General features: G+C 64.2%; 17 protein-coding genes and 1 pseudogene. 10 read left to right on the top strand and 8 right to left on the bottom strand.

All coding sequences use genetic code 11. The features are described 5' to 3' along the window. Window positions 1-37: 37 nt before the first annotated feature. From mrdA to L1P09_RS22215, 5 genes are read right to left on the bottom strand one after another with little or no spacing between them, the layout of a single operon-like run. Entirely contained in the window at window positions 38-1,927 is a 1,890-nt protein-coding gene (gene mrdA / locus L1P09_RS22195; RefSeq protein WP_235768123.1) for a penicillin-binding protein 2, read from the bottom strand. 16 nt (window positions 1,928-1,943) lie between these two features. Further along, entirely contained in the window at window positions 1,944-2,411 is a 468-nt protein-coding gene (gene rlmH, locus L1P09_RS22200) for a 23S rRNA (pseudouridine(1915)-N(3))-methyltransferase RlmH (RefSeq protein WP_054906038.1), read from the bottom strand. Window positions 2,412-2,421: 10 nt separating this feature from the next. Continuing rightward, entirely contained in the window at window positions 2,422-2,841 is a 420-nt protein-coding gene (gene rsfS, locus L1P09_RS22205; RefSeq protein WP_009685825.1) for a ribosome silencing factor, read from the bottom strand. 43 nt (window positions 2,842-2,884) lie between these two features. Continuing rightward, the gene (nadD, locus tag L1P09_RS22210) at window positions 2,885-3,544 is read right to left on the bottom strand and encodes a nicotinate-nucleotide adenylyltransferase (protein ID WP_054906039.1); all 660 of its coding nucleotides are present in this window, start codon (window positions 3,542-3,544) and stop codon (window positions 2,885-2,887) included. Window position 3,545: 1 nt separating this feature from the next. Continuing rightward, window positions 3,546-4,817, bottom strand: a complete 1,272-nt coding sequence (locus L1P09_RS22215) for a glutamate-5-semialdehyde dehydrogenase (RefSeq protein ID WP_235768124.1) — start codon at window positions 4,815-4,817, stop codon at window positions 3,546-3,548. A gap of 328 nt (window positions 4,818-5,145) precedes the next feature. Between L1P09_RS22215 and L1P09_RS22220 the strand changes: the two genes are divergently transcribed. Together L1P09_RS22220 and L1P09_RS22225 are read left to right on the top strand one after the other, a co-directional pair. Next, window positions 5,146-5,814, top strand: a complete 669-nt coding sequence (locus tag L1P09_RS22220) for a DNA-3-methyladenine glycosylase (protein ID WP_029885808.1) — start codon at window positions 5,146-5,148, stop codon at window positions 5,812-5,814. A gap of 2 nt (window positions 5,815-5,816) precedes the next feature. Next, window positions 5,817-7,133: a bifunctional DedA family/phosphatase PAP2 family protein gene (locus L1P09_RS22225; RefSeq protein ID WP_054906040.1), complete on the top strand. Its 1,317-nt coding sequence runs from the start codon at window positions 5,817-5,819 to the stop codon at window positions 7,131-7,133. 78 nt (window positions 7,134-7,211) lie between these two features. Here L1P09_RS22225 and L1P09_RS22230 read toward each other — a convergent pair. The 3 genes and pseudogenes from L1P09_RS22230 to L1P09_RS22240 all read right to left on the bottom strand — a co-directional run bounded on the left by L1P09_RS22230 (window position 7,212) and on the right by L1P09_RS22240 (window position 8,874). Next, window positions 7,212-7,789, bottom strand: a pseudogene (locus tag L1P09_RS22230) (LON peptidase substrate-binding domain-containing protein). A 9-nt stretch (window positions 7,790-7,798) separates the two neighbouring features. Next, window positions 7,799-8,515, bottom strand: a complete 717-nt coding sequence (locus L1P09_RS22235) for an LrgB family protein (protein WP_009685817.1) — start codon at window positions 8,513-8,515, stop codon at window positions 7,799-7,801. After that, entirely contained in the window at window positions 8,512-8,874 is a 363-nt protein-coding gene (locus L1P09_RS22240) for a CidA/LrgA family protein (protein ID WP_054906041.1), read from the bottom strand. Before L1P09_RS22240 ends, L1P09_RS22235 begins: the two co-directional genes overlap by 4 nt. Before the next feature lie 142 nt (window positions 8,875-9,016). Between L1P09_RS22240 and L1P09_RS22245 the strand changes: the two genes are divergently transcribed. The 8 genes from L1P09_RS22245 to L1P09_RS22280 all read left to right on the top strand — a co-directional run bounded on the left by L1P09_RS22245 (window position 9,017) and on the right by L1P09_RS22280 (window position 19,850). Then, window positions 9,017-9,472, top strand: a complete 456-nt coding sequence (locus L1P09_RS22245; protein WP_009685814.1) for a MaoC family dehydratase — start codon at window positions 9,017-9,019, stop codon at window positions 9,470-9,472. A gap of 502 nt (window positions 9,473-9,974) precedes the next feature. After that, on the top strand, window positions 9,975-10,853 hold the full coding sequence (gene prmA / locus L1P09_RS22250; protein WP_235768125.1) for a 50S ribosomal protein L11 methyltransferase: 879 nt from the start codon (window positions 9,975-9,977) through the stop codon (window positions 10,851-10,853). Between the two features lie 42 nt (window positions 10,854-10,895). Further along, window positions 10,896-12,266 (top strand): DUF3426 domain-containing protein, encoded by a 1,371-nt coding sequence (locus tag L1P09_RS22255; protein ID WP_235768126.1) that lies wholly within the window; start codon window positions 10,896-10,898, stop codon window positions 12,264-12,266. Between the two features lie 216 nt (window positions 12,267-12,482). Beyond that, window positions 12,483-13,496, top strand: a complete 1,014-nt coding sequence (dusB, locus tag L1P09_RS22260) for a tRNA dihydrouridine synthase DusB (protein WP_009683257.1) — start codon at window positions 12,483-12,485, stop codon at window positions 13,494-13,496. Further along, complete coding sequence (gene fis, locus L1P09_RS22265) at window positions 13,493-13,813, top strand: DNA-binding transcriptional regulator Fis (RefSeq protein ID WP_003249693.1); 321 nt, start codon at window positions 13,493-13,495, stop codon at window positions 13,811-13,813. The genes dusB and fis overlap by 4 nt, the downstream gene beginning before the upstream one ends. An 81-nt stretch (window positions 13,814-13,894) precedes the next feature. Continuing rightward, window positions 13,895-15,502 (top strand): bifunctional phosphoribosylaminoimidazolecarboxamide formyltransferase/IMP cyclohydrolase, encoded by a 1,608-nt coding sequence (purH, locus tag L1P09_RS22270; RefSeq protein ID WP_110676694.1) that lies wholly within the window; start codon window positions 13,895-13,897, stop codon window positions 15,500-15,502. A 145-nt stretch (window positions 15,503-15,647) separates the two neighbouring features. Then, complete coding sequence (purD, locus tag L1P09_RS22275) at window positions 15,648-16,943, top strand: phosphoribosylamine--glycine ligase (RefSeq protein ID WP_054913305.1); 1,296 nt, start codon at window positions 15,648-15,650, stop codon at window positions 16,941-16,943. Between the two features lie 135 nt (window positions 16,944-17,078). After that, window positions 17,079-19,850 (top strand): hybrid sensor histidine kinase/response regulator, encoded by a 2,772-nt coding sequence (locus L1P09_RS22280; RefSeq protein WP_054904928.1) that lies wholly within the window; start codon window positions 17,079-17,081, stop codon window positions 19,848-19,850. Window positions 19,851-19,905: the final 55 nt, after the last annotated feature.

Consider the following 19,905-nt stretch of genomic DNA (forward strand, 5'->3'; position numbering starts at 1 on the left):
ACATCCTCACTGGAGAGCATGCGATCGAAATTGTTCATCACAGGGCTGATTCCTGGGTAGCGGTAGCAGGCGCGAACTCGGGCTTGAGACGGCCATTTTCGTCGAGCAGCCAGGCGTCCATGATCTGGCGGACCACCGGTGCCGCAACACCCGAACCGGACTCGCCGTTCTCGACCATCACCGACACCACGATCTGCGGGGCTTCGGCCGGAGCGAAGGCAACGAACAGGGCGTGGTCACGGTGGCGCTCCTGGAGTTTGTTACGGTCGTACTTTTCACCCTGCTTGATCGCCACCACCTGGGCGGTACCGCTCTTGCCGGCGATGCGGTATTGGGCACCGAGGGCGGCCTTGCGTGCGGTACCGCGGGCGTTGTGCATCACCTGCTCCATGCCATGGGTGACCTTGGCCCAGTCCGACTTGTCCCGCAGCACGATGTTCGCCATGGGGTTTTCGTCCACCGGCGGCTGGCCTTCGATGGTCTTGGCCAGGTGCGGGCGGTTCCATACGCCTTTGTTGGCGATCAGCGCAGTGGCCTGGGCCAGTTGCAACGGCGTCGCCTGCATGTAGCCCTGGCCAATGCCAAGAATCAGGGTTTCACCCGGGAACCAGGCCTGGCGGCGGGTGGCGCGCTTCCATTCCCGCGATGGCATCAGCCCGGCAGATTCCTCGAACATGTCCAGGGATACCCGCTGGCCGATGCCAAACTTGTTCATGTAACTGGACAGCCGGTCGATGCCCATCTTGTGGGCAAGGTCGTAGAAGTAGGTGTCGTTTGAGCGCATGATCGCGGTGTCCAGGTCGACCCAGCCATCACCCGAGCGGTTCCAGTTACGGTATTTGTGGTCGTAGTTGGGCAGTTGGTAGTAGCCAGGGTCGAATACCCGGCTACTGGCGTTGACCACACCGCTGTCCAGGCCGGCAATCGCCACCGCCGGCTTGATGGTGGAGCCCGGCGGGTACAAGCCGCGCAACACGCGGTTGAACAGCGGCCGGTCGATCGAATCACGCAACTCGGCATACGCCTTGAAGCTGATGCCGGTGACGAACAGGTTGGGATCGAAGCTTGGCTGGCTGACCATGGCCAGAACCTCGCCAGTGCGCGGGTCCAGCGCCACCACGGCGCCCCGGCGGCCACCCAGGGCGGCCTCGGCGGCTTCCTGCAGCTTGATGTCCAGGCTCAGCACGATGTCCTTGCCCGGCTTGGGGTCGGTGCGCTTGAGCACCCGCAGCACGCGGCCGCGGGCGTTGGTCTCGACTTCCTCGTAACCGACCTGGCCGTGCAGTGCATCCTCATAGAAGCGCTCGATGCCGGTCTTGCCGATATGGTGGGTACCGCTGTAGTTCACCGGGTCGAGGGTTTTCAGCTCTTTCTCGTTGATCCGCCCCACGTAACCCACCGAATGGGCGAAGTGCGCCCCCTGCGGGTAATGCCGCACCAGCTGCGCGACCACCTCCACACCCGGCAGCCGGAACTGGTTGACCGCCATCCGGGCAATCTGTTCTTCGTTGAGCTCGAACAGGATCGGCACCGGCTCGAACGGCCGGCGGCCCTGGCGCATGCGCTTCTCGAACAGGGCGCGGTCGTCTTCGGTCAATTCCAGCACTTCGACGATGGTGTCCAGTACTTCCTGCCAGTTACCCGCGCGTTCGCGGGTCATCGACAGGCTGAAACTGGGCCGGTTGTCGGCCACGATCACGCCGTTACGGTCGAAGATCAACCCGCGGGTCGGCGGGATCGGCTGCACATGCACCCGGTTGTTCTCCGACAGCGTGGAGTGGTAGTCGTACTGGATGATCTGCAGGTAGTACAGCCGCGCGATCAGCACGCACACCAGCAGCACCACCGCGATTGCGCCGACCACGACGCGGTTACGCACCAGGCGGGCGTCTTTCTCGTGGTCCTTGAGACGGATCGGCTGCGACATCGGACGGCTTACAGGCTCATTTGTGGTAAGGGTGCCCGGACAACACGGTCCAGGCGCGGTAGATCTGCTCGCCGATGAGTATCCTTACCAACGGGTGTGGCAGGGTCAGCGGCGACAGCGACCAGCGTTGCTCGGCGCGCGCGCAAACCTCAGGCGCCAGGCCCTCCGGGCCGCCCACCATCAAATTGACCGTGCGCGCGTCCAGCCGCCAGCGATCCAGCTCGCCCGCCAGTTGCTCGGTACTCCAGGGCTTGCCATGGACCTCCAGGGTAACGATGCGTTCCCCGGGCTGCACCTTGCTCAGCATGGCCTCGCCCTCCTGACGGATCAGGCGGGCGACGTCGGCATTCTTGCCACGGGTGTTCAGCGGAATTTCCACCAGCTCCAGCGACAGCTCGGTGGGCAGGCGCTTGGCATATTCATGCCAGCCTTCCTCGACCCACTTCGGCATGCGCGAGCCGACCGCAATCAGGCGCAAACGCACGGCGCTGCCCTTATTCGCGGTCTTTGAGCTTGTCGGAATACTCGTGGGCATGGTCCGGGCTGTGGTGCTTGCCATCCGCAGCACGGCTTTGCTCGGCGCCTTGCCACAGGCGCTCCAGGTCGTAGAACTGGCGCGCAGCGGCGGTCATCATGTGCACGATGACGTCGTTCAGGTCCAGCAGCACCCAATCGCTGTCGCCCTTGCCTTCTTCGCCCAGAGGCTGTGCGCCCTTGGCCTTGACGGCTTCACGGACCTTTTCGGCCATGGCGTTGATCTGGCGGTTGGAGGTACCGGTGGCAATGATCATGTAATCGGTCAGGCTGTGCTTCTCGCGCACGTCGATGACCTGGATGTCCTGGGCCTTCACGTCTTCCAGCGCGGCCTTGGTCACTGCGACCAGTTCTTCGCCGTAAATTTTCTGCTTGGTCATATAAAACTCGTTCAACTCGTTGGATGAGGCGCCAGGGGCGCCGTCAGTTGGGCGCACGATACAGTTCGTGCGCCTCGATATAGGCCAGTACGGCGTCCGGCACCAGGAACCTCACCGATTTGCCGCTGGCCAGCAGCTGTCGGATCTGTGTAGCCGACACCGCAAGCGGTGTCTGCCAGACGAACGAAATATTTCCCGCCGGGCCGGACATGGCGGTGGGATCGCTCTCCGAGCGCGCAGCCAGCAGGTTGCGCAGCTCGTCAGGGGGTTCTACGTCGGCATCCGGGCGTTGCAGCACCAGAATGTGACAGTGTTGCAGCAATTCTTCCCAGCGGTGCCAGTTGGGCAAGCCACAGAAGGCATCCCAGCCCAGCACCAGGAACAACTGGTCGCTACCGGCCAGTTCGGCACGGACCGACTCCAGCGTGTCGATGGTGTACGACGGCTTGTCACGCTCGAGCTCACGGGCGTCGACGCTCAGGCAGGCCACCCCCTGTACTGCTTCGCGCACCATGGCCAGGCGGTCTTGCGCGGCCACCTGCGGGGTATCGCGGTGCGGCGGCCGGGCATTGGGCAGCAGGCGCAGTTCGTCCAGCCCCATGAACTCGGCCACTTCCAGCGCGCTGCGCAGGTGGCCGATGTGCACCGGATCGAACGTTCCGCCGAGAATGCCGATGCGCCGGACTGCCTGGGCCTTGCTCAACTCAGCAGGACCCCTGACCGCGCAACTGGCCGTCACCGATGACGACGTATTTTTCGCAGGTCAGCCCCTCCAGGCCGACGGGGCCGCGGGCATGCAGCTTGTCGGTGGAAATGCCGATTTCCGCGCCCAGCCCGTACTCGAAACCATCGGCGAAACAGGTTGGGGTGTTGAGCATGACCGATGCCGAATCGACCTCCGCCATGAACTGGCGGGCTTCGCCCTGGTGTTCGGTGATGATCGAGTCGGTGTGGTGCGAGCCATAGTGATTGATGTGTTCGATAGCCTGGTCCAGGCCGTCGACCACGCGAATTGCCAGGATCGCGTCCAGGTACTCGGTGTGCCAGTCGTCTTCGGTCGCCTGTTTGGCGTCGATGAGTGCCTGGGTGCGCTCGCAACCCCGCAGTTCCACGCCTTTGTCCCGGAAGCGGCGGGCCATTTCCGGCAGGAAGCGCTCGGCCACCTGCTGGTCGACCAGCAGCGTTTCCATGGCCCCGCAAATGCCGTAGCGGTATGTCTTGGCGTTGAATGCCACATTCCAGGCCTTGTCCAGGTCGGCATGTTGGCTGACATAGATGTGGCAGATACCGTCCAGGTGCTTGATCACCGGCACGCGGGCATCGCGGCTGATGCGTTCGATGAGGCCACGGCCACCCCGTGGGACGATGACATCGACGAACGCAGGCATGCTGATCAGCGCGCCCACGGCCTCGCGGTCGGTGGTTTCGACCACCTGGACAACCGCGGCCGGCAAGTCGGCGGCAGCCAGGCCACGCTGGATGCAGGTGGCGATGGCGCGGTTGGAATGAATGGCTTCGGAGCCCCCACGCAGGATGGTGGCGTTACCCGACTTCAGGCACAGGCTGGCGGCATCGATGGTCACGTTGGGGCGCGACTCGTAGATGATCCCGATCACCCCCAGTGGCGTACGCATCTTGCCGACCTGGATGCCCGATGGGCGGTAGCTCATGTCCCGGATGGCGCCCACCGGGTCCGGCAGGCTGGCCACCTGGCGCAGGCCGGTGATCATGCCGTCGATACGCGCCGGGGTCAGCGCCAGGCGATCCAGCAGCGCAGGCTCCAGGCCATTGGCACGGCCGGCGGCCAGGTCCAGTTCGTTGGCAGCGGTGAGCTCGGCGCGGGCAGCATCCAGCGCATCGGCGGCGGCCAACAGGGCGCGGTTCTTCTGCGCAGTGCTGGCACGGCCGATGACCCGGGACGCCTCGCGGGCAGCGCGACCCAGGCGGGTCATATAGTCAAGAACGGACTCGGTCATGGGTTCGGTGTCTTGGCGAAGGGGAAATCGGCTGATTATAACTGCCGCGCAGGTATACGCCCAGCGGTGGGTGGCGGATGGTCGAAAATGGCCTGGGCAATATGCAGGAAAGATGTAACCGCTCTTATCGAAATTTCACTCTCCTGCTGGGGCCCTTTCGCGGGCGCGCCCGCTCCCACAGGGATTTCACAAGGCCTTGGGCCATGCAGTACCTGTGGGAGCGGGCATGCCCGCGAAAGGGCCGGCCCCGCCAACACCACACTCGATTCAGCCTCGATTAAGCCATTCATTGCTATTATCCGGCGTCCCCAGATCGCGAACAGCCCGCATGCCAGCCCTGCCCGACAGCTTTTTCGACCGCGACGCCCAAACCCTGGCCAAAGCCCTGCTTGGCAAGGTCATCCGCCATCGCCAGGGCGACCTGTGGCTGGCGGCGCGCATCATCGAAACCGAGGCCTACTACCTCACCGACAAAGGCAGCCATGCCTCACTCGGCTACACCGAGAAGCGCAAGGCGCTGTTCCTCGATGGCGGGCATATCTACATGTACTACGCGCGCGGCGGCGACTCGCTGAACTTCAGCGCCCACGGCCCTGGCAACGCAGTGCTCATCAAGTCCGCCTATCCTTGGCAGGACGCCCGCTCGGGCCCCAACAGCCTGGCCCAGATGCAACTGAACAACCCCGATGCCAGTGGCAAGCTGCGCCCGCCGGAACGCCTGTGCGCCGGGCAAACGCTGCTGTGCCGCGCCCTGGGCTTGAAAGTGCCACAGTGGGACGCCCGGCGCTTCGACGCCGAGCGCCTATATGTGGAGGATTGTGGCAGCCCCGTGCCGAAGGTGATCCAGGCCACCCGCCTGGGCATCCCGCACGGGCGCGACGAGCACCTGCCCTACCGCTTCGTCGATGCCGAGTACGCGCGTTTCTGCACGCGGAACCCCTTGCGCCGCGGCCAAGTCGAAGGTCGCGATTTCTTCATTCTCGAACAAGGAAGCTGACCATGGGCCAATGGCTCGACAGCCTGACCGGCTGGCTCAGCGCCAACCCCCAGTGGCTTGGCGTGGCGATTTTCCTGGTGGCCTGCGTCGAATGCCTGGCCATCGCCGGCATCATCGTGCCGGGTACGGTGCTGCTGTTCGCCGTGGCGGTACTGGCCGGTAGCGGCACCTTCAGCCTGGGCGAGACCTTGCTGCTGGGTTTTCTCGGCGGGCTGCTGGGCGACGCCCTGTCGTACACGGTGGGCAAGTACTTCCATCAGAACATCCGCCGGCTGCCATTGCTGCGCCATCACCCGGAATGGATCGGCAGCGCCGAAACCTACTTCCAGCGCTACGGCATCGCCAGCCTGCTGGTCGGCCGCTTCATCGGCCCGCTGCGCCCCATGCTGCCGATGGTCGCCGGCATGTTCGACATGCCGCTGCCACGCTTCATCGCCGTCAGCCTGGTGGCCGGCGCGGGTTGGTCAGTGGCCTACCTGCTGCCTGGCTGGGCCACGGGGGCTGCCATGCGCCTACCCTTGCCAGAGGGCTTCTGGCTGGACGCCGGCATCCTCGCCGGCGGCCTGGCCGTGTTGATCGGCCTGAGCCTGAACAGCAGCATTCGCGATCAACGCCACGGCACCCGGCTGGTTGCCGGCTTGAGCCTGATCGCCCTGGCCGGCATTTTTCTGGGCTGGCCATACTTGCATGAATTCGACCAAGGCGTGATGACCCTGGTGCAGGAGCACCGCAGCCAGGCCATCGATGGCACCGTGGTCCTGGTCACCCGCCTGGGCGACTTCAGAACCCAGCTGTTCCTGGGCGGCTTGCTGACCGGCCTGTTGCTGCTGGCCCGGCAATGGCGTCACGCCGTGTTCGCCGGCGGCGCGCTGATGGGCACGGCAATCGCCAATGGCACCCTCAAATGGCTGTTTGCCCGTGCCCGGCCCGAGGTACTGAGCGACCCGCTGACCAGCTACAGCATGCCCAGCGGGCACAGCTCGGCATCGTTTGCCTTCTTCCTGGTGATGGCGGTGCTGGCCGGGCGCGGTCAGCCGCCGCGGATGCGCCTGACCTGGGTGATGCTGGGCTGCATTCCGGCGCTGGCGATTGCCCTGTCGCGGGTCTACCTGGGTGCTCACTGGCCCACCGATATCCTCGCCGGGGCCCTGCTGGCGTGCTGCGTGTGCGCCTTCAGCCTGACCCTGGTGCAGTACCGCCAGCCGCTGCCGGCCTTGCCGCAGCGGGTATGGTGGCTGGTGTTGCCGGCTTGCGTGGCGCTGCTGGCCTTTTTTGCCATGCATGCACTGCCGCAGGCGTTGGCCAGGTATCACTATTGATGTTGCCGGCCTGTTGGTGGGGCAAGCCGCTACTACACAGGCTCCGCTACCAACAGGCCGGCGCAGGCAACTCTCACCTCAGGCAAACAGCTCGCCCTGAATCCGCTCCAGCAATTTCTGGATCTCGCCCAGCCGCTGCTGCGGCGAGTCGAGGCTCAGCAGGTCCAGCTTGTCTTCTTCCATGAACGGCAGCAGGTAAGCCAGCTGGTTGGCCAGCGCCTGGCGCCCGTCCAGCGGGCGCGGCATGTCCAGCGCCTCGACCATCGGGTGCTCACCCAAGGCCACCAGCAGCGCCACCAGGTCATCGTCCGCTTCCAGCAACGGGCTGTCGGCCTGCTCGGCCAGCCACTGCACCTGCCCTACCAGCAACTGGTCCTTTTGCACCTCGGTGCTGTCCAGGTTGAAGCGCCGCACGCCTTCGACGCGAATGCCCAGCAAGCCGTTGTCCTGCTGTACGAAATCGCGGATCAGCGCCTCGCAGCCGATCGAGGCGACCGTCGGCGGCGCCTTGCCCACCTGCTGCACACCACGCCAAACCCTTCGCCCTGCTTCATGCAGCGCCCGATCATGTCGAGGTAGCGCGCCTCGAAAATCTGCAAGTCGAGAAAGCAGCCAGGAAACAGCACAGTATTGAGCGGAAACAGCGGTAGCGTCATCACCAGTCCTCAGGCCACCAGGCTTACCGCCAACGGCAGGAACACCGCCGTGGCTACGCCCATCAGGCTCATTGCAAGCGCGGCAAAGGCGCCGCATTCGTCACTTTCCTGCAGGGCCACCGAAGTGCCCACCGCGTGCGCCGTCACCCCCAGCGACATGCCGCGGGCTTCCGGGCTGTGCACGCCAACACGGCTGAGCAGCGCCGGGCCGAAGATGGCGCCGATTACCCCGGTAATCAGTACGAACACCGCTGCCAGGGCAGCGACCCCGCCAATCTGTTCGGCCACCAGCATGGCAATCGGCGAGGTGACCGACTTGGGCGCCATGGTCATCAGGATCATGTGCTCGGCACCGAACCACCAGCCCAGCAGCAGGCAACACAGGGTGGCAAACAGCCCCCCGACTACCAGCGTAGTAAAGATGGGCCAGAACAACTGCCGGATGCGCCGCAGGTTGAGGTACAAAGGCACCGCCAGGGCCACGGTGGCCGGGCCCAGCAGGGTATTCATGATTTGCGTGCTGTTGCGGTATTCGCTGTAGTCGATGCCGCACGCCAGCAGCACGCCGATCACCAGCAGCATCGACACCAACACCGGCTGCAGGAAGATCCAGCGCGTCTTGTCGTAGGCGGCGAGCACCAGTTGGTAGGCCGCCAGGGTGAGACCGATGCCAAACAAAGGGTGGTGCACGACCGCATCCAGGGCGCCTTGCCAGTCAAGCATCATGGCTGCTCCTCGCGCTTGCTCTGGCGCTGGATCAGCCTCTGCATCAGCACCCCGACGAAAACCAGGGTCAGCAGGCAGGAAATCAGCAGGGCGCCGACAATCGCCCAGAAGTCGGCAGCGATATCCCGGGCATAGACCATCACCCCCACCGCCGGCGGCACCAGCAACAGCGGCAGGTAGCGCAGCAGGCTGCTGGCCGCTTCATTCAGTGGCTTGCCAACCTCGCCGCGGGCCATGAGGAAGCCCAGCAGCAGCAACAGGCCAATGATCGGGCCCGGCAAAACCGGCAGCAACAGGTGGTTGATCGCCGTTCCCAACAGCTGGAACAGCACCAGCCAGGTCAGACCACGCAACAGCATAAGCATCTCCCTTGGGCATGGCGCCATTATAAGCACGCCGTGCTATAGATCGATATTCGCCGAAAAGCGGACAACTTGACTGCAATGGCCGAGCGTGCTGATCTTGCACTTTCGTACCAACTGACAACCTGGAGAGTCCGCGATGCCCTATGTACCGGTTACAGAGCTTTCGCAATACGTTGGTAAGGAACTGGGCCGCTCGGCCTGGCTGAAGATCGACCAGCAGCGCATCAACCTGTTCGCCGAAGCCACCGGCGATTTCCAGTTCATCCATGTCGACCCGGAAAAGGCCGCGCAAACCCCGTTTGGCAGCACGATTGCCCATGGCTTTCTGACCCTTTCACTGATCCCCAAGCTGATCGAAGACATCCTGGTGCTGCCGCAAGGCATGAAGATGGTGGTGAACTACGGGCTGGACAGCGTGCGTTTCATTCAGCCGGTCAAGGTGAACAGCCAGGTGCGGCTGAAAGTGGACCTGGCCGAGGTGACCGAAAAAAGACCCGGGCAGTGGCTGCTCAAGGCGATTGCCACGCTGGAAATCGAGGGTGAAGAGAAGCCTGCTTATATTGCTGAGTCGCTTTCGCTCTGCTTTGTCTGATGCACCACGCCCCTGTGGGAGATTCTATGGTTCCTGGCAAGGGTAGCCGGAGCATCTTCAGCGCCTGTGAGATCGAGCGCCGCCCGCGCGACGCAATCGCGAGCTGCGCTCGCTCCTACGTTTGTTTCGGGCCAGTAACGCCTGTGACAGGCGCGCGCGGCCGCCTTGTTTGTACGGCGCGATATTGAGGCATGCACCAAGGCGTTCGCGCGCGAATCCCACAGGAATAATTGGCCCGAAACAAACGTAGGAGCGAGCGCAGCTCGCGATGCGCCGCGCGGGCGGCGCTCGCTCTAACAGGCGCTGCATACCTTGTGGCAAACACCTGTCAGCCCTGATGCGATCCCCGTGGGGCTTGCCGGCGATGAGGCCCGCCCAGGCAATACAAGACAGTTGCCCCCACAAGGCCGGGGCCTTCTCTACAAACCCTGCGCACTCGCGTAAACTGCCAGCCTTCGCGCAGCCTAGGGCTGCCCCTGTCGATTTACCAAAGGTGCCCGCCATGCCCTGGCTGCAAGTACGCCTGGCCATCAGCCCGGAACAAGCCGAAACCTACGAAGACGCCCTGCTTGAAGTAGGCGCCGTTTCTGTCACGTTCATGGATGCCGATGACCAGCCGATCTTTGAACCCGACCTCAATACCACCCCGCTGTGGTCGCACACCCATCTGCTGGCCTTGTTCGAAGCCGATACCGACGCTGAGCAGGTGTTCGCCCACCTGCGCCTGCTGACCGGCGCCGAACTGCCCGAGTACCAGGCCGAAGTGATCGAGGACCAGGACTGGGAACGCAGCTGGATGGACAACTTCCAGCCCATGCGCTTTGGCCGCCGCCTGTGGATCGTGCCCAGCTGGCATGACGCCCCCGAGAAAGACGCAGTCAACCTGCTGCTCGACCCGGGCCTGGCCTTCGGCACCGGCACCCACCCCACCACCGCCCTGTGCCTGGAATGGCTCGATGGCCAGCAGCTCGAAGGCACCCAGGTGCTGGACTTCGGTTGCGGCTCGGGCATTCTGGCCATCGCCGCCCTGCTGCTCGGCGCCCGTGGGGCGGTGGGTACCGACATCGACGTGCAAGCCATCGAGGCTTCCCGCGACAACGCCCAGCGCAATGGCATCGCCGACGAGAAACTGGCCCTGTACCTGCCAGAGCACATGCCGGCGATGCAGGCCGACGTACTGGTCGCCAACATCCTTGCCGGCCCGCTGGTGTCGCTGGCCCCGCAGCTGTCCGGGCTGGTCCGCCCAGGTGGCCTGCTGGCACTGTCGGGCATCCTTGCCGAACAGGGCGAGGAAGTGGCCGCAGCCTATGCCGCCGACTTCGACCTGGACCCGATCGTCGTGCGCGACGGCTGGGTGCGCATCAGTGGTCGGCGCCGCTAAGCGGGCCTAGAATACTTTTCTGCACAGCTCCCGGATTGCCGCATGACCGACAGTTTCGTCACCCAGTGCCCGCATTGCCAGACCAGCTTTCGCGTCACCCACCACCAGCTGAGCGTAGCGCGCGGCGTGGTGCGGTGCGGCCATTGCCTGCAGGTGTTCAACGCCGCCAAGCAGTTGCTGGAGCAGAACCGCGCCGCCAGCGCCGCGCCAGCACCGGCGGCGGCGCCTGCTGCCCCGGCGGCGCCAGCGCTGCCCGACGCCGAGGCGGCAACGCCTGCCCCGCCCGAGGCGGCCAGCAGTGCGCCCACACCTGCGCCCGGGGAGGACTGGGCCGTCACCGCCGAGGCGCTCGATGCCCTTGACCTCGACAAAGAGCTGGAGCGCCTTGAGCGGCGTGGGGGGCCGGCGCAGGCACGCGCCGCCCGGCAGGATGACGGGTTGCAAGCGCGGCGCGATGAGGAGCATGCCGATGAGCCTGTGGACGACCTGTTCGGCACGGCAACCGATGACCCCCTCGAGCCGCCACTGCAGGCACAGCCTGCACCAGTGCTGCTGACGCCGGAGCCACAGGCGCCAGACCTGCAGCCTGCCCCTGGCGAGCGCACCGAACCGGTACTGGGCAGCAATTTCGACCTGGACTTCGACGACCAGCCGCCCGTGCAGCGCACTGGCGAAACCGATGAGTCTGAAACACTCGGCGAACCGCTGCACACTGACGATGACGACATCCCGGAAAAAGGCCTGAGCGCCCACGACGATGAACCGCTGCCACTGCAGCTGTCGGCGCGGGACGACGAGCTTGGCGAACCGCTGCCCGGTGAACGCCTGGAACCCGGCCTTGCCGGCAAGCCCGAGCGCACACCGCGCAAGGAGCCGCTGGTCGACGTGGTCGACGACCCCCTGCAACTGGGCTGGGAAAAGCCTGCGCCCAACTGGGGCAAGCGGATCCTGTGGGGCGTGCTGTCTTTGCTGGCCGCCGGCCTGCTGGCCTTCCAGTACGTGTGGTTCCACTTCGACGAAATGGCCCGCCAGGACCAGTATCGGCCCATGTTCCTGCAGCTGTGCCCGCTGGTCGGCTGCCAGGTGCCCACCCGTGTCGACATTGGCCGGATCAAGAGCAGCAACCTGGTGGTACGCAGCCACCCGGATTTCAAAGGCGCGCTCATCGTTGATGCGATCATCTACAACCGTGCGCCATTTGCCCAGCCATTCCCGTTGCTCGAACTGCGCTTCGCCGACCTCAATGGCCAGTTGATCGCCAGCCGCCGCTTCAAGCCCAGCGAATACCTGTCGGGTGAGTTGGCGGGGCGTGGCGAAATGCCCAGCCAGACGCCGATCCACATAGCCCTGGACATCCTCGACCCCGGCCCGAAGGCGGTCAATTACAGCCTGAGCTTCCGCTCGCCGGAATAAGCGGCAAGCTTCAAGCTTCAAGCTACAAGCTACAAGCTACAAGACGGAGCAGGCCGGCTGTCGGCTTGCTTGTCTTGTGGCTTGCAACTTGCCGCTTGTTGCCAGCCCCGGTTGTTCAGATTTTATCCAGTTCCATCTTTATCCGGTCACCGAGAGCGGGTATCATGCCAACCCTTTTTCGAACTCCAAGATTCGGCCCCACAACAGGGATCACCTATGTCGGCGGTACGCATCGGCCAATACACGCTACGCAACAACCTGATCCTCGCGCCCATGGCCGGGGTCACGGACCAGCCTTTCCGTACACTTTGCCAGCGCTTGGGCGCAGGCATGGTCGTGTCGGAAATGGTCAGCAGCGACATGAACCTGTGGAACAGCCGCAAGTCGAGCCTGCGCCGCATCCATGAGGGTGATCCCGAGCCGCGCTCGGTGCAGATCGCCGGCGGTGATGCGCAGATGATGGCAGCGGCAGCACGGGCCAATGTCGAGGCAGGCGCCCAGATCATCGATATCAACATGGGCTGCCCGGCAAAAAAAGTCTGCAACAAAGCTGCAGGCTCTGCTTTATTGAAGGATGAAGCCTTGGTCCACGAAATTCTCCACGCCGTGGTCGGCGCCGTGGACGTTCCGGTGACCCTGAAGATCCGCACCGGCTGGGACCGGGCGAACAAAAACGGCCTGAACGTGGCGAAAATCGCCGAGCAGGCCGGCATCCAGGCGCTGGCGGTACATGGCCGCACACGCGCCGACCTGTACACCGGCGAAGCCGAATACGACACCATCGCTGCCATCAAGCAGGCGGTGTCGATCCCGGTTTTTGCCAACGGCGACATCACGTCGCCCGAAAAGGCCCGGGCGGTGCTGGATGCCACCGGGGTCGATGGCCTGCTGATTGGCCGGGCTGCCCAGGGGCGGCCATGGATCTTTCGCGAGATCGAGCATTACCTGCGCACCGGCGAACACCTGCCGGCGCCGCAGCTGGACGAAGTGGAACACATTCTGCTGCAACACCTGGCCGCGCTGCATGCCTTCTATGGCGATGTGATGGGCGTACGTATCGCCCGCAAGCACGTTGGCTGGTACCTGGCAACACGACCCGGCGGCAAGGAGTTTCGCTCCCGGTTCAACGCTTTGGAAGACACACAAGCGCAGTGCGCCAACGTTCGCGCGTTTTTCAGCGAGCGTCGACAGAGCCTTGAGACAGAGGACGGACAAGGGGTGGCCGCATGACGATGATGACCGAGAATTTTGTGAGTGGAACAACGCCCGTGAGCGACAACGCCAACCTGAAACAGCACCTGAACACGCCGAGCGAAGAGGGCCAGACCCTTCGCGACAGCGTCGAGAAGGCGCTGCACAATTACTTCGCCCATCTGGAAGGCGCGACCGTCACGGACGTCTACAACCTGGTGCTCTCCGAAGTGGAGGCCCCCCTGCTCGAAAGCGTCATGAACTACGTGAAGGGCAACCAGACCAAGGCCAGCGAGATGCTCGGGCTGAACCGAGGCACGCTGCGCAAGAAGCTCAAGCAGTACGACTTGCTGTAACACAGAATCCCAACCAGAAAAGGCGGCTCCCTGAACAGAGGCGCCTTTTTTGCAGACTCCACCGCGTTATTGGAACCCGAAATGACCGACCAGACTACCCGCCTGCCAGTCCGCCGCGCCCTGATCAGCGTCTCCGACAAGACCGGTATCCTCGAATTCGCCCGTGAGCTGCAACAGCTCGGTGTCGAGATCCTGTCCACCGGCGGCACCTACAAGCTGCTCAAGGACAACGGCGTTGACGCGGTGGAAGTGGCTGACTACACCGGCTTTGCCGAAATGATGGACGGCCGGGTCAAGACCCTGCACCCGAAAATCCACGGCGGCATCCTCGGTCGTCGCGGTACCGACGACGCCATCATGAGCGAGCACGGCATCAAGCCGATCGATCTGGTTGCAGTCAACCTGTACCCGTTCGAAGCCACCATTTCCAAGCCTGGCTGTGACCTGCCGACCGCCATCGAGAACATCGATATCGGCGGCCCGACCATGGTCCGTTCGGCAGCCAAGAACCACAAGGACGTGGCCATCGTGGTCAACGCCAGCGACTACGCCGGCATCGTCGAAGGACTCAAGGCCGGTGGCCTGACCTACGCCCAGCGCTTCGACCTGATGCTCAAGGCGTTCGAGCACACCGCCGCCTACGATGGCATGATCGCCAACTACATGGGCACCATCGACCAGTCCCAGCAGACCCTGTCCACGGCTGCACGCAGCGAATTCCCGCGCACCTTCAACAGCCAGTTCGTCAAGGCCCAGGAAATGCGCTACGGCGAGAACCCGCACCAGAGCGCGGCGTTCTACGTAGAAGCCAAGAAGGGCGAAGCCAGCATCTCCACCGCCGTGCAGCTGCAAGGCAAGGAACTGTCGTTCAACAACGTGGCCGACACCGACGCCGCGCTGGAGTGCGTGAAGAGCTTCGTCAAGCCGGCCTGCGTCATCGTCAAGCACGCCAACCCGTGTGGCGTGGCCGTGGTGCCGGAAGACGAAGGCGGCATCCGCAAGGCCTACGACCTGGCCTATGCCACCGACACCGAGTCGGCATTCGGCGGCATCATCGCCTTCAACCGTGAACTGGACGGCGAAACCGCCAAGGCCATCGTCGAGCGCCAGTTCGTCGAAGTGATCATCGCCCCGAAAATTTCCCAGGCGGCGCGCGACGTAGTGGCTGCCAAGCAGAACGTGCGCCTGCTGGAATGCGGCGAGTGGCCAGCCGAGCGCGCTGCCGGCTGGGACTTCAAGCGTGTCAACGGCGGCCTGCTGGTGCAAAGCCGTGATATCGGCATGATCACTGCCGATGACCTGAAGATCGTTACCAAACGTGCGCCAACCGAGCAGGAAATCCACGACCTGGTATTCGCCTGGAAAGTGGCCAAGTTCGTCAAGTCCAACGCCATTGTCTACGCCAAGCAGCGCCAGACCATCGGTGTGGGCGCTGGCCAGATGAGCCGCGTCAACTCTGCCCGCATCGCCGCCATCAAGGCCGAGCATGCCGGCTTGCAGGTACAGGGCGCGGTCATGGCCTCGGATGCGTTCTTCCCGTTCCGTGACGGCATCGACAATGCCGCCAAAGTGGGTATCAGCGCCGTGATCCAGCCGGGTGGTTCGATGCGTGACGCAGAAGTCATCGCCGCGGCTGACGAAGCGGGCATCGCGATGGTATTCACCGGTATGCGTCACTTCCGCCACTAATTACGCGGCCCCCGGGCAAGCGGCGACCCTGTGGGAGCGGGCGCGCCCGCGAATACGATGGTGAATTCACCGCCGCATTCGCGGGCACGCCCGCTCCCACAGCGTTCCCCGCCCGCCTCGGGGTCACCTGAATCGAGGTTTTGACATGAAAGTTTTGATCATCGGCAGCGGCGGCCGTGAGCACGCCCTGGCCTGGAAAGTCGCGCAGGACCCACGCGTAGAAAAAGTCTTCGTTGCCCCAGGCAACGCCGGCACCGCCATCGAAGCCAAGTGCGAAAACGTCGCCATCGATGTGTGCGCCCTGGAGCAACTGGCCGACTTCGCCGAGAAGAACGTCGACCTGACCATCGTCGGCCCGGAAGCGCCGCTGGTCATCGGTGTGGTCGACCTGTTCCGCAGCCGCGGCCTGGACTGCTTCGGCCCAACCAAGGGCGCGGCCCAGCTGGAAGGCTCCAAGGCCTTCACCAAGGACTTCCTGGCACGCCACAAGATCCCGACCGCCGACTACCAGAACTTCACCGAGATCGAGCCGGCGCTGGCCTACCTGCAGGAAAAAGGCGCGCCGATCGTGATCAAGGCCGACGGCCTGGCCGCGGGCAAAGGCGTGATCGTCGCCATGACCCTGGAAGAAGCCGAAGCCGCCGTGCGTGACATGCTGGCTGGCAACGCCTTCGGTGACGCCGGTTCGCGTGTGGTGATCGAGGAGTTCCTCGACGGCGAAGAAGCCAGCTTCATCGTCATGGTCGATGGCCACAACGTACTGCCAATGGCAACCAGCCAGGATCACAAACGCGTCGGTGACCAGGACACGGGCCCCAACACCGGCGGCATGGGTGCCTACTCCCCTGCCCCGGTGGTTACCGCCGACGTGCACCAGCGCGTGATGGACCAGGTGATCTGGCCCACCGTGCGCGGCATGGCAGAGGAAGGCAACGTCTACACCGGCTTCCTGTATGCCGGCCTGATGATCGACAAGGCGGGCAACCCCAAGGTCATCGAATTCAACTGCCGCTTCGGTGACCCGGAAACCCAGCCAGTCATGCTGCGCCTGGAGTCGAGCCTGGTGCTGCTGGTAGAAGCGGCCTTCGCCAAGGCGCTGGACAAGGTCGAAGCCCAGTGGGATCCACGCCCGAGCCTGGGCGTGGTACTGGCCGCTGGCGGTTACCCGGGCGACTACGCCAAGGGCGACGTGATCAACGGCCTGGACGCTGCAGCGCAGATCGAAGGCAAGGTGTTCCATGCCGGTACGTCGCTCAAGGATGGCCAGGTGGTCACCAACGGCGGCCGCGTGCTGTGTGCCACCGCCATGGGCAGCACCGTTGCCGACGCGCAGCAGCAGGCTTACCGCCTGGCCAAGGAAGTCAGCTGGAACGGCAGCTTCTACCGCACCGACATCGGCTACCGGGCCATTGCCCGTGAGCGCGGTGAACACCAGCAGTAACCACTACCGGCACGCCGCGGTGCCCTGTGCACCCGGCGCCCGGCTCGTCGACAAGGCCCGCCATGGGCCTTGCCTTCGGCTTGGTGCGCCGCGCATAGTTGATACCCGGCACATCGGCCAAGAAGGGATTTCGTAGTGCGTCGGCTTCGGATTGCCTCAGCTCTTATCGTCAGCTTGCTGACCTTGCTCTGCATGTTCCCGGCTGCGGCCGATCATGGCGGGGGCTGGTCGGTGCTGCTCGATGAACAGGCCAACCTGCAACTGAGCGACGTGCGTTCCGAGCGCTACCGTAACCAGTTCAGCCCGCTGATCCTTGCCGAACTGGATGCCGCACCGGCAGAACAAGCCCTGTGGCTGCATTACCGCCTGGAACCGGGCGACCAGGAACAATTGCTGCGGGTTTTCGCCCCGGACCTGTCTGGCCTGGACCTCTACGCCCTCGAAGGCGACCAACTTCTGCGTCAGCTGCACCACGGGCGCCAGGCCGGCAATGCCAGCCCCACCCTGCGCGGCAGCGACCATGTACTCCCCCTGCCCAACAGCAAGCAACCGGTGGACATCTACCTGCGCCTGGTGTCCGAACACCAGCTGCGCCCGGCCATCAGCCTGGAGCCCGCCGCCCAGGCCGCCGCCGACCAGCGCCAGCCGCTGCTGTTCGGCATGCTGTTCGGCGGTTTGGTGATGCTGATCCTGCACAACCTGATCCGCTTCCTCTACAGCCGCTCCAGCACTTCCCTGGTGCTGGCGCTGTATCACGGCCTGATGCTGCTCAGCGGCCTTATCTTGCTGAACCTCAGCGGCCCGTGGTGGCATGTCTGGCACAGCGCACAAACGCCCGCGGCCTACCTGACCTTGGTACTGGCGGGGCTGGCCGGGCTGTATTTCACCCAGCACTTCTTCTCGCCGTGCAATTCGCCCCGGCTGAACCGTTTGCTGCAAGGTGAAATGCTGCTGGTCGGGCTCAGCGGCCTGGTGCTGCTGTTCGTCGATACCCTGCCCCTCAACCTGATGACCTACGCCTTGATGGCGCTGGGCACCGTGAGCATGCTGCTGGTCAGCAGCTACCAGTGGTACAAGGGCTATGCCCCCGCCCGGCTGTTCTGCCTGGCAATGGTGCTGTTCAACCTGGGTGGCCTGGTGCTGTTGCCGGCCCTGCTCGGCTTTACCCGCACTTCCACGCCATGGCTACTGAGCATTTTGCTGGGCCTGGCCGTGGCCAGCGGCCTGCTGCTCAACCTGGCGGTCAGCGAGCGCTTGCGGCGCATGAGTGAAGAGCGCTTCAGCGTCAGCCGGGCACTGGCTGCCAGCGATGCAGAAATCAACGCCAAAGCCGAGTTCCTGGCCAAGATCAGCCACGAAATCCGCACCCCGATGAACGGGGTGCTGGGCATGACCGAGCTGTTGCTGGGCACGCCGTTGTCGGTCAAGCAGCGCGACTACGTGCAGACCATCCACAGCGCGGGCAACGAACTGCTGACCCTGATCAACGAGATACTCGACATTTCCAAGCTCGAGTCCCGGCAGATCGAGCTGGATGATGTGCAGTTCGACCTCAACGCGCTGATCGAGGACTGCCTGAACATATTCCGCGCCAAGGCCGAACAGCAGAACATCGAGCTGATCAGCTTTACCCAGCCGCAGGTGCCGCGGGTCATCAGCGGTGACCCCACGCGGCTGCGCCAGGCGTTGTCCAGCTTGCTGGAAAACGCACTGAAAAACACCGACCAGGGCGAGATCCTGCTGGTGGTGGCCCTGGATCAGCGTGGTGAGGTGCCACGCCTGCGCATTGCCGTGCAGGACAGTGGCGAGCCGCTGCCGGCCGCAGACCGCGAGGCCCTGCTGCAGGCCGAACTGCACAGCCACCATTTCCTCTCCAGCAGCAAGCTGGGCGGCCACCTGGGGCTGGTCATCGCCAAGCAACTGATCGGCCTGATGCAAGGTGAATTCGGCATCAAGAGCAGCACCGGCATGGGCAATACCCTCTGGCTGACCCTGCCGCTGGACCCTTCGCGCCTGGAACAGCCCCTGGCCGACCTCGAAGGCCCGCTGCGCGATGCCCGGGTGCTGGTAGTGGACGACAACGATACCTGCCGCAAAGTGCTGGTGCAGCAGTGCAGTGCCTGGGGCATGAATGTCAGCGCGGTGCCGTCAGGCAAGGAGGCCCTGGCCCTGTTGCGCACCAAGGCGCACCTGCGCGACTACTTCGACGCCGTGCTGCTGGACCAGAACATGCCCGGCATGACCGGCATGCAGCTGGCCGCCAAGATCAAGGAAGACCCCAGCCTGAACCACGACATTCTGGTGGTCATGCTCACCGGTATCAGCAACGCGCCCAGCAAAGTCATCGCGCGTAACGCCGGGGTCAAACGGATACTCGCCAAGCCGGTGGCCGGTTATACCCTGAAAACCACCCTGGCCGAGGAGCTGGCCCAGCGCGGCCGCGAGCAGGCGCTACCCGCCAGCCCGCCTGGGGTCCCGCAGGCATTGGACTTGCCAGCAGATTTCCGCGTACTGGTGGCCGAGGACAACAGCATTTCGACCAAGGTGATACGCGGCATGCTCGGCAAGCTGAACCTGCAACCAGACACCGCCAGCAATGGTGAGGAAGCCCTGCAGGCCATGAAAGAAAGGCATTACGACCTGGTCTTGATGGACTGTGAAATGCCTGTGCTGGACGGTTTCTCGGCCACCCGGCAGCTGCGCGCCTGGGAAGCCGCCAACAAGCGCCAGCGCACCCCGGTGGTGGCGCTGACGGCGCATATTCTTGCCGAGCACAAGGAACGCGCGCGGCTGGCCGGCATGGACGGGCACATGGCCAAGCCGGTGGAGTTGTCGCAACTGCGCGAACTGATTCAGTACTGGGCCAGCCAGCGCGAAGCCGCGACAGACCCGGCGCACATTTCCTGACCTGCCGGCGCAGGCCCACCACAGCCCAAGCCCACGCCAACCAACTTTGCCAAGG

Source organism: Pseudomonas juntendi, assembly GCF_021560075.1.
Taxonomy (GTDB): domain Bacteria; phylum Pseudomonadota; class Gammaproteobacteria; order Pseudomonadales; family Pseudomonadaceae; genus Aquipseudomonas; species Aquipseudomonas juntendi.

Bases quoted from the DNA above. Each gene is read 5' to 3' on its own strand.
- mrdA (WP_235768123.1), bottom strand. From the start codon at position 1,927: ATGTCGCAGCCGATCCGTCTCAAGGACCACGAGAAAGACGCCCGCCTG.
- rsfS (WP_009685825.1), bottom strand. From the start codon at position 2,841: ATGACCAAGCAGAAAATTTACGGCGAAGAACTGGTCGCAGTGACCAAG.
- L1P09_RS22215 (WP_235768124.1), bottom strand. From the start codon at position 4,817: ATGACCGAGTCCGTTCTTGACTATATGACCCGCCTGGGTCGCGCTGCC.
- L1P09_RS22220 (WP_029885808.1), top strand. From the start codon at position 5,146: ATGCCAGCCCTGCCCGACAGCTTTTTCGACCGCGACGCCCAAACCCTG.
- L1P09_RS22225 (WP_054906040.1), top strand. From the start codon at position 5,817: ATGGGCCAATGGCTCGACAGCCTGACCGGCTGGCTCAGCGCCAACCCC.
- L1P09_RS22235 (WP_009685817.1), bottom strand. From the start codon at position 8,515: ATGATGCTTGACTGGCAAGGCGCCCTGGATGCGGTCGTGCACCACCCT.
- L1P09_RS22240 (WP_054906041.1), bottom strand. From the start codon at position 8,874: ATGCTGTTGCGTGGTCTGACCTGGCTGGTGCTGTTCCAGCTGTTGGGA.
- L1P09_RS22245 (WP_009685814.1), top strand. From the start codon at position 9,017: ATGCCCTATGTACCGGTTACAGAGCTTTCGCAATACGTTGGTAAGGAA.
- prmA (WP_235768125.1), top strand. From the start codon at position 9,975: ATGCCCTGGCTGCAAGTACGCCTGGCCATCAGCCCGGAACAAGCCGAA.
- L1P09_RS22255 (WP_235768126.1), top strand. From the start codon at position 10,896: ATGACCGACAGTTTCGTCACCCAGTGCCCGCATTGCCAGACCAGCTTT.
- dusB (WP_009683257.1), top strand. From the start codon at position 12,483: ATGTCGGCGGTACGCATCGGCCAATACACGCTACGCAACAACCTGATC.
- fis (WP_003249693.1), top strand. From the start codon at position 13,493: ATGACGATGATGACCGAGAATTTTGTGAGTGGAACAACGCCCGTGAGC.
- purH (WP_110676694.1), top strand. From the start codon at position 13,895: ATGACCGACCAGACTACCCGCCTGCCAGTCCGCCGCGCCCTGATCAGC.
- purD (WP_054913305.1), top strand. From the start codon at position 15,648: ATGAAAGTTTTGATCATCGGCAGCGGCGGCCGTGAGCACGCCCTGGCC.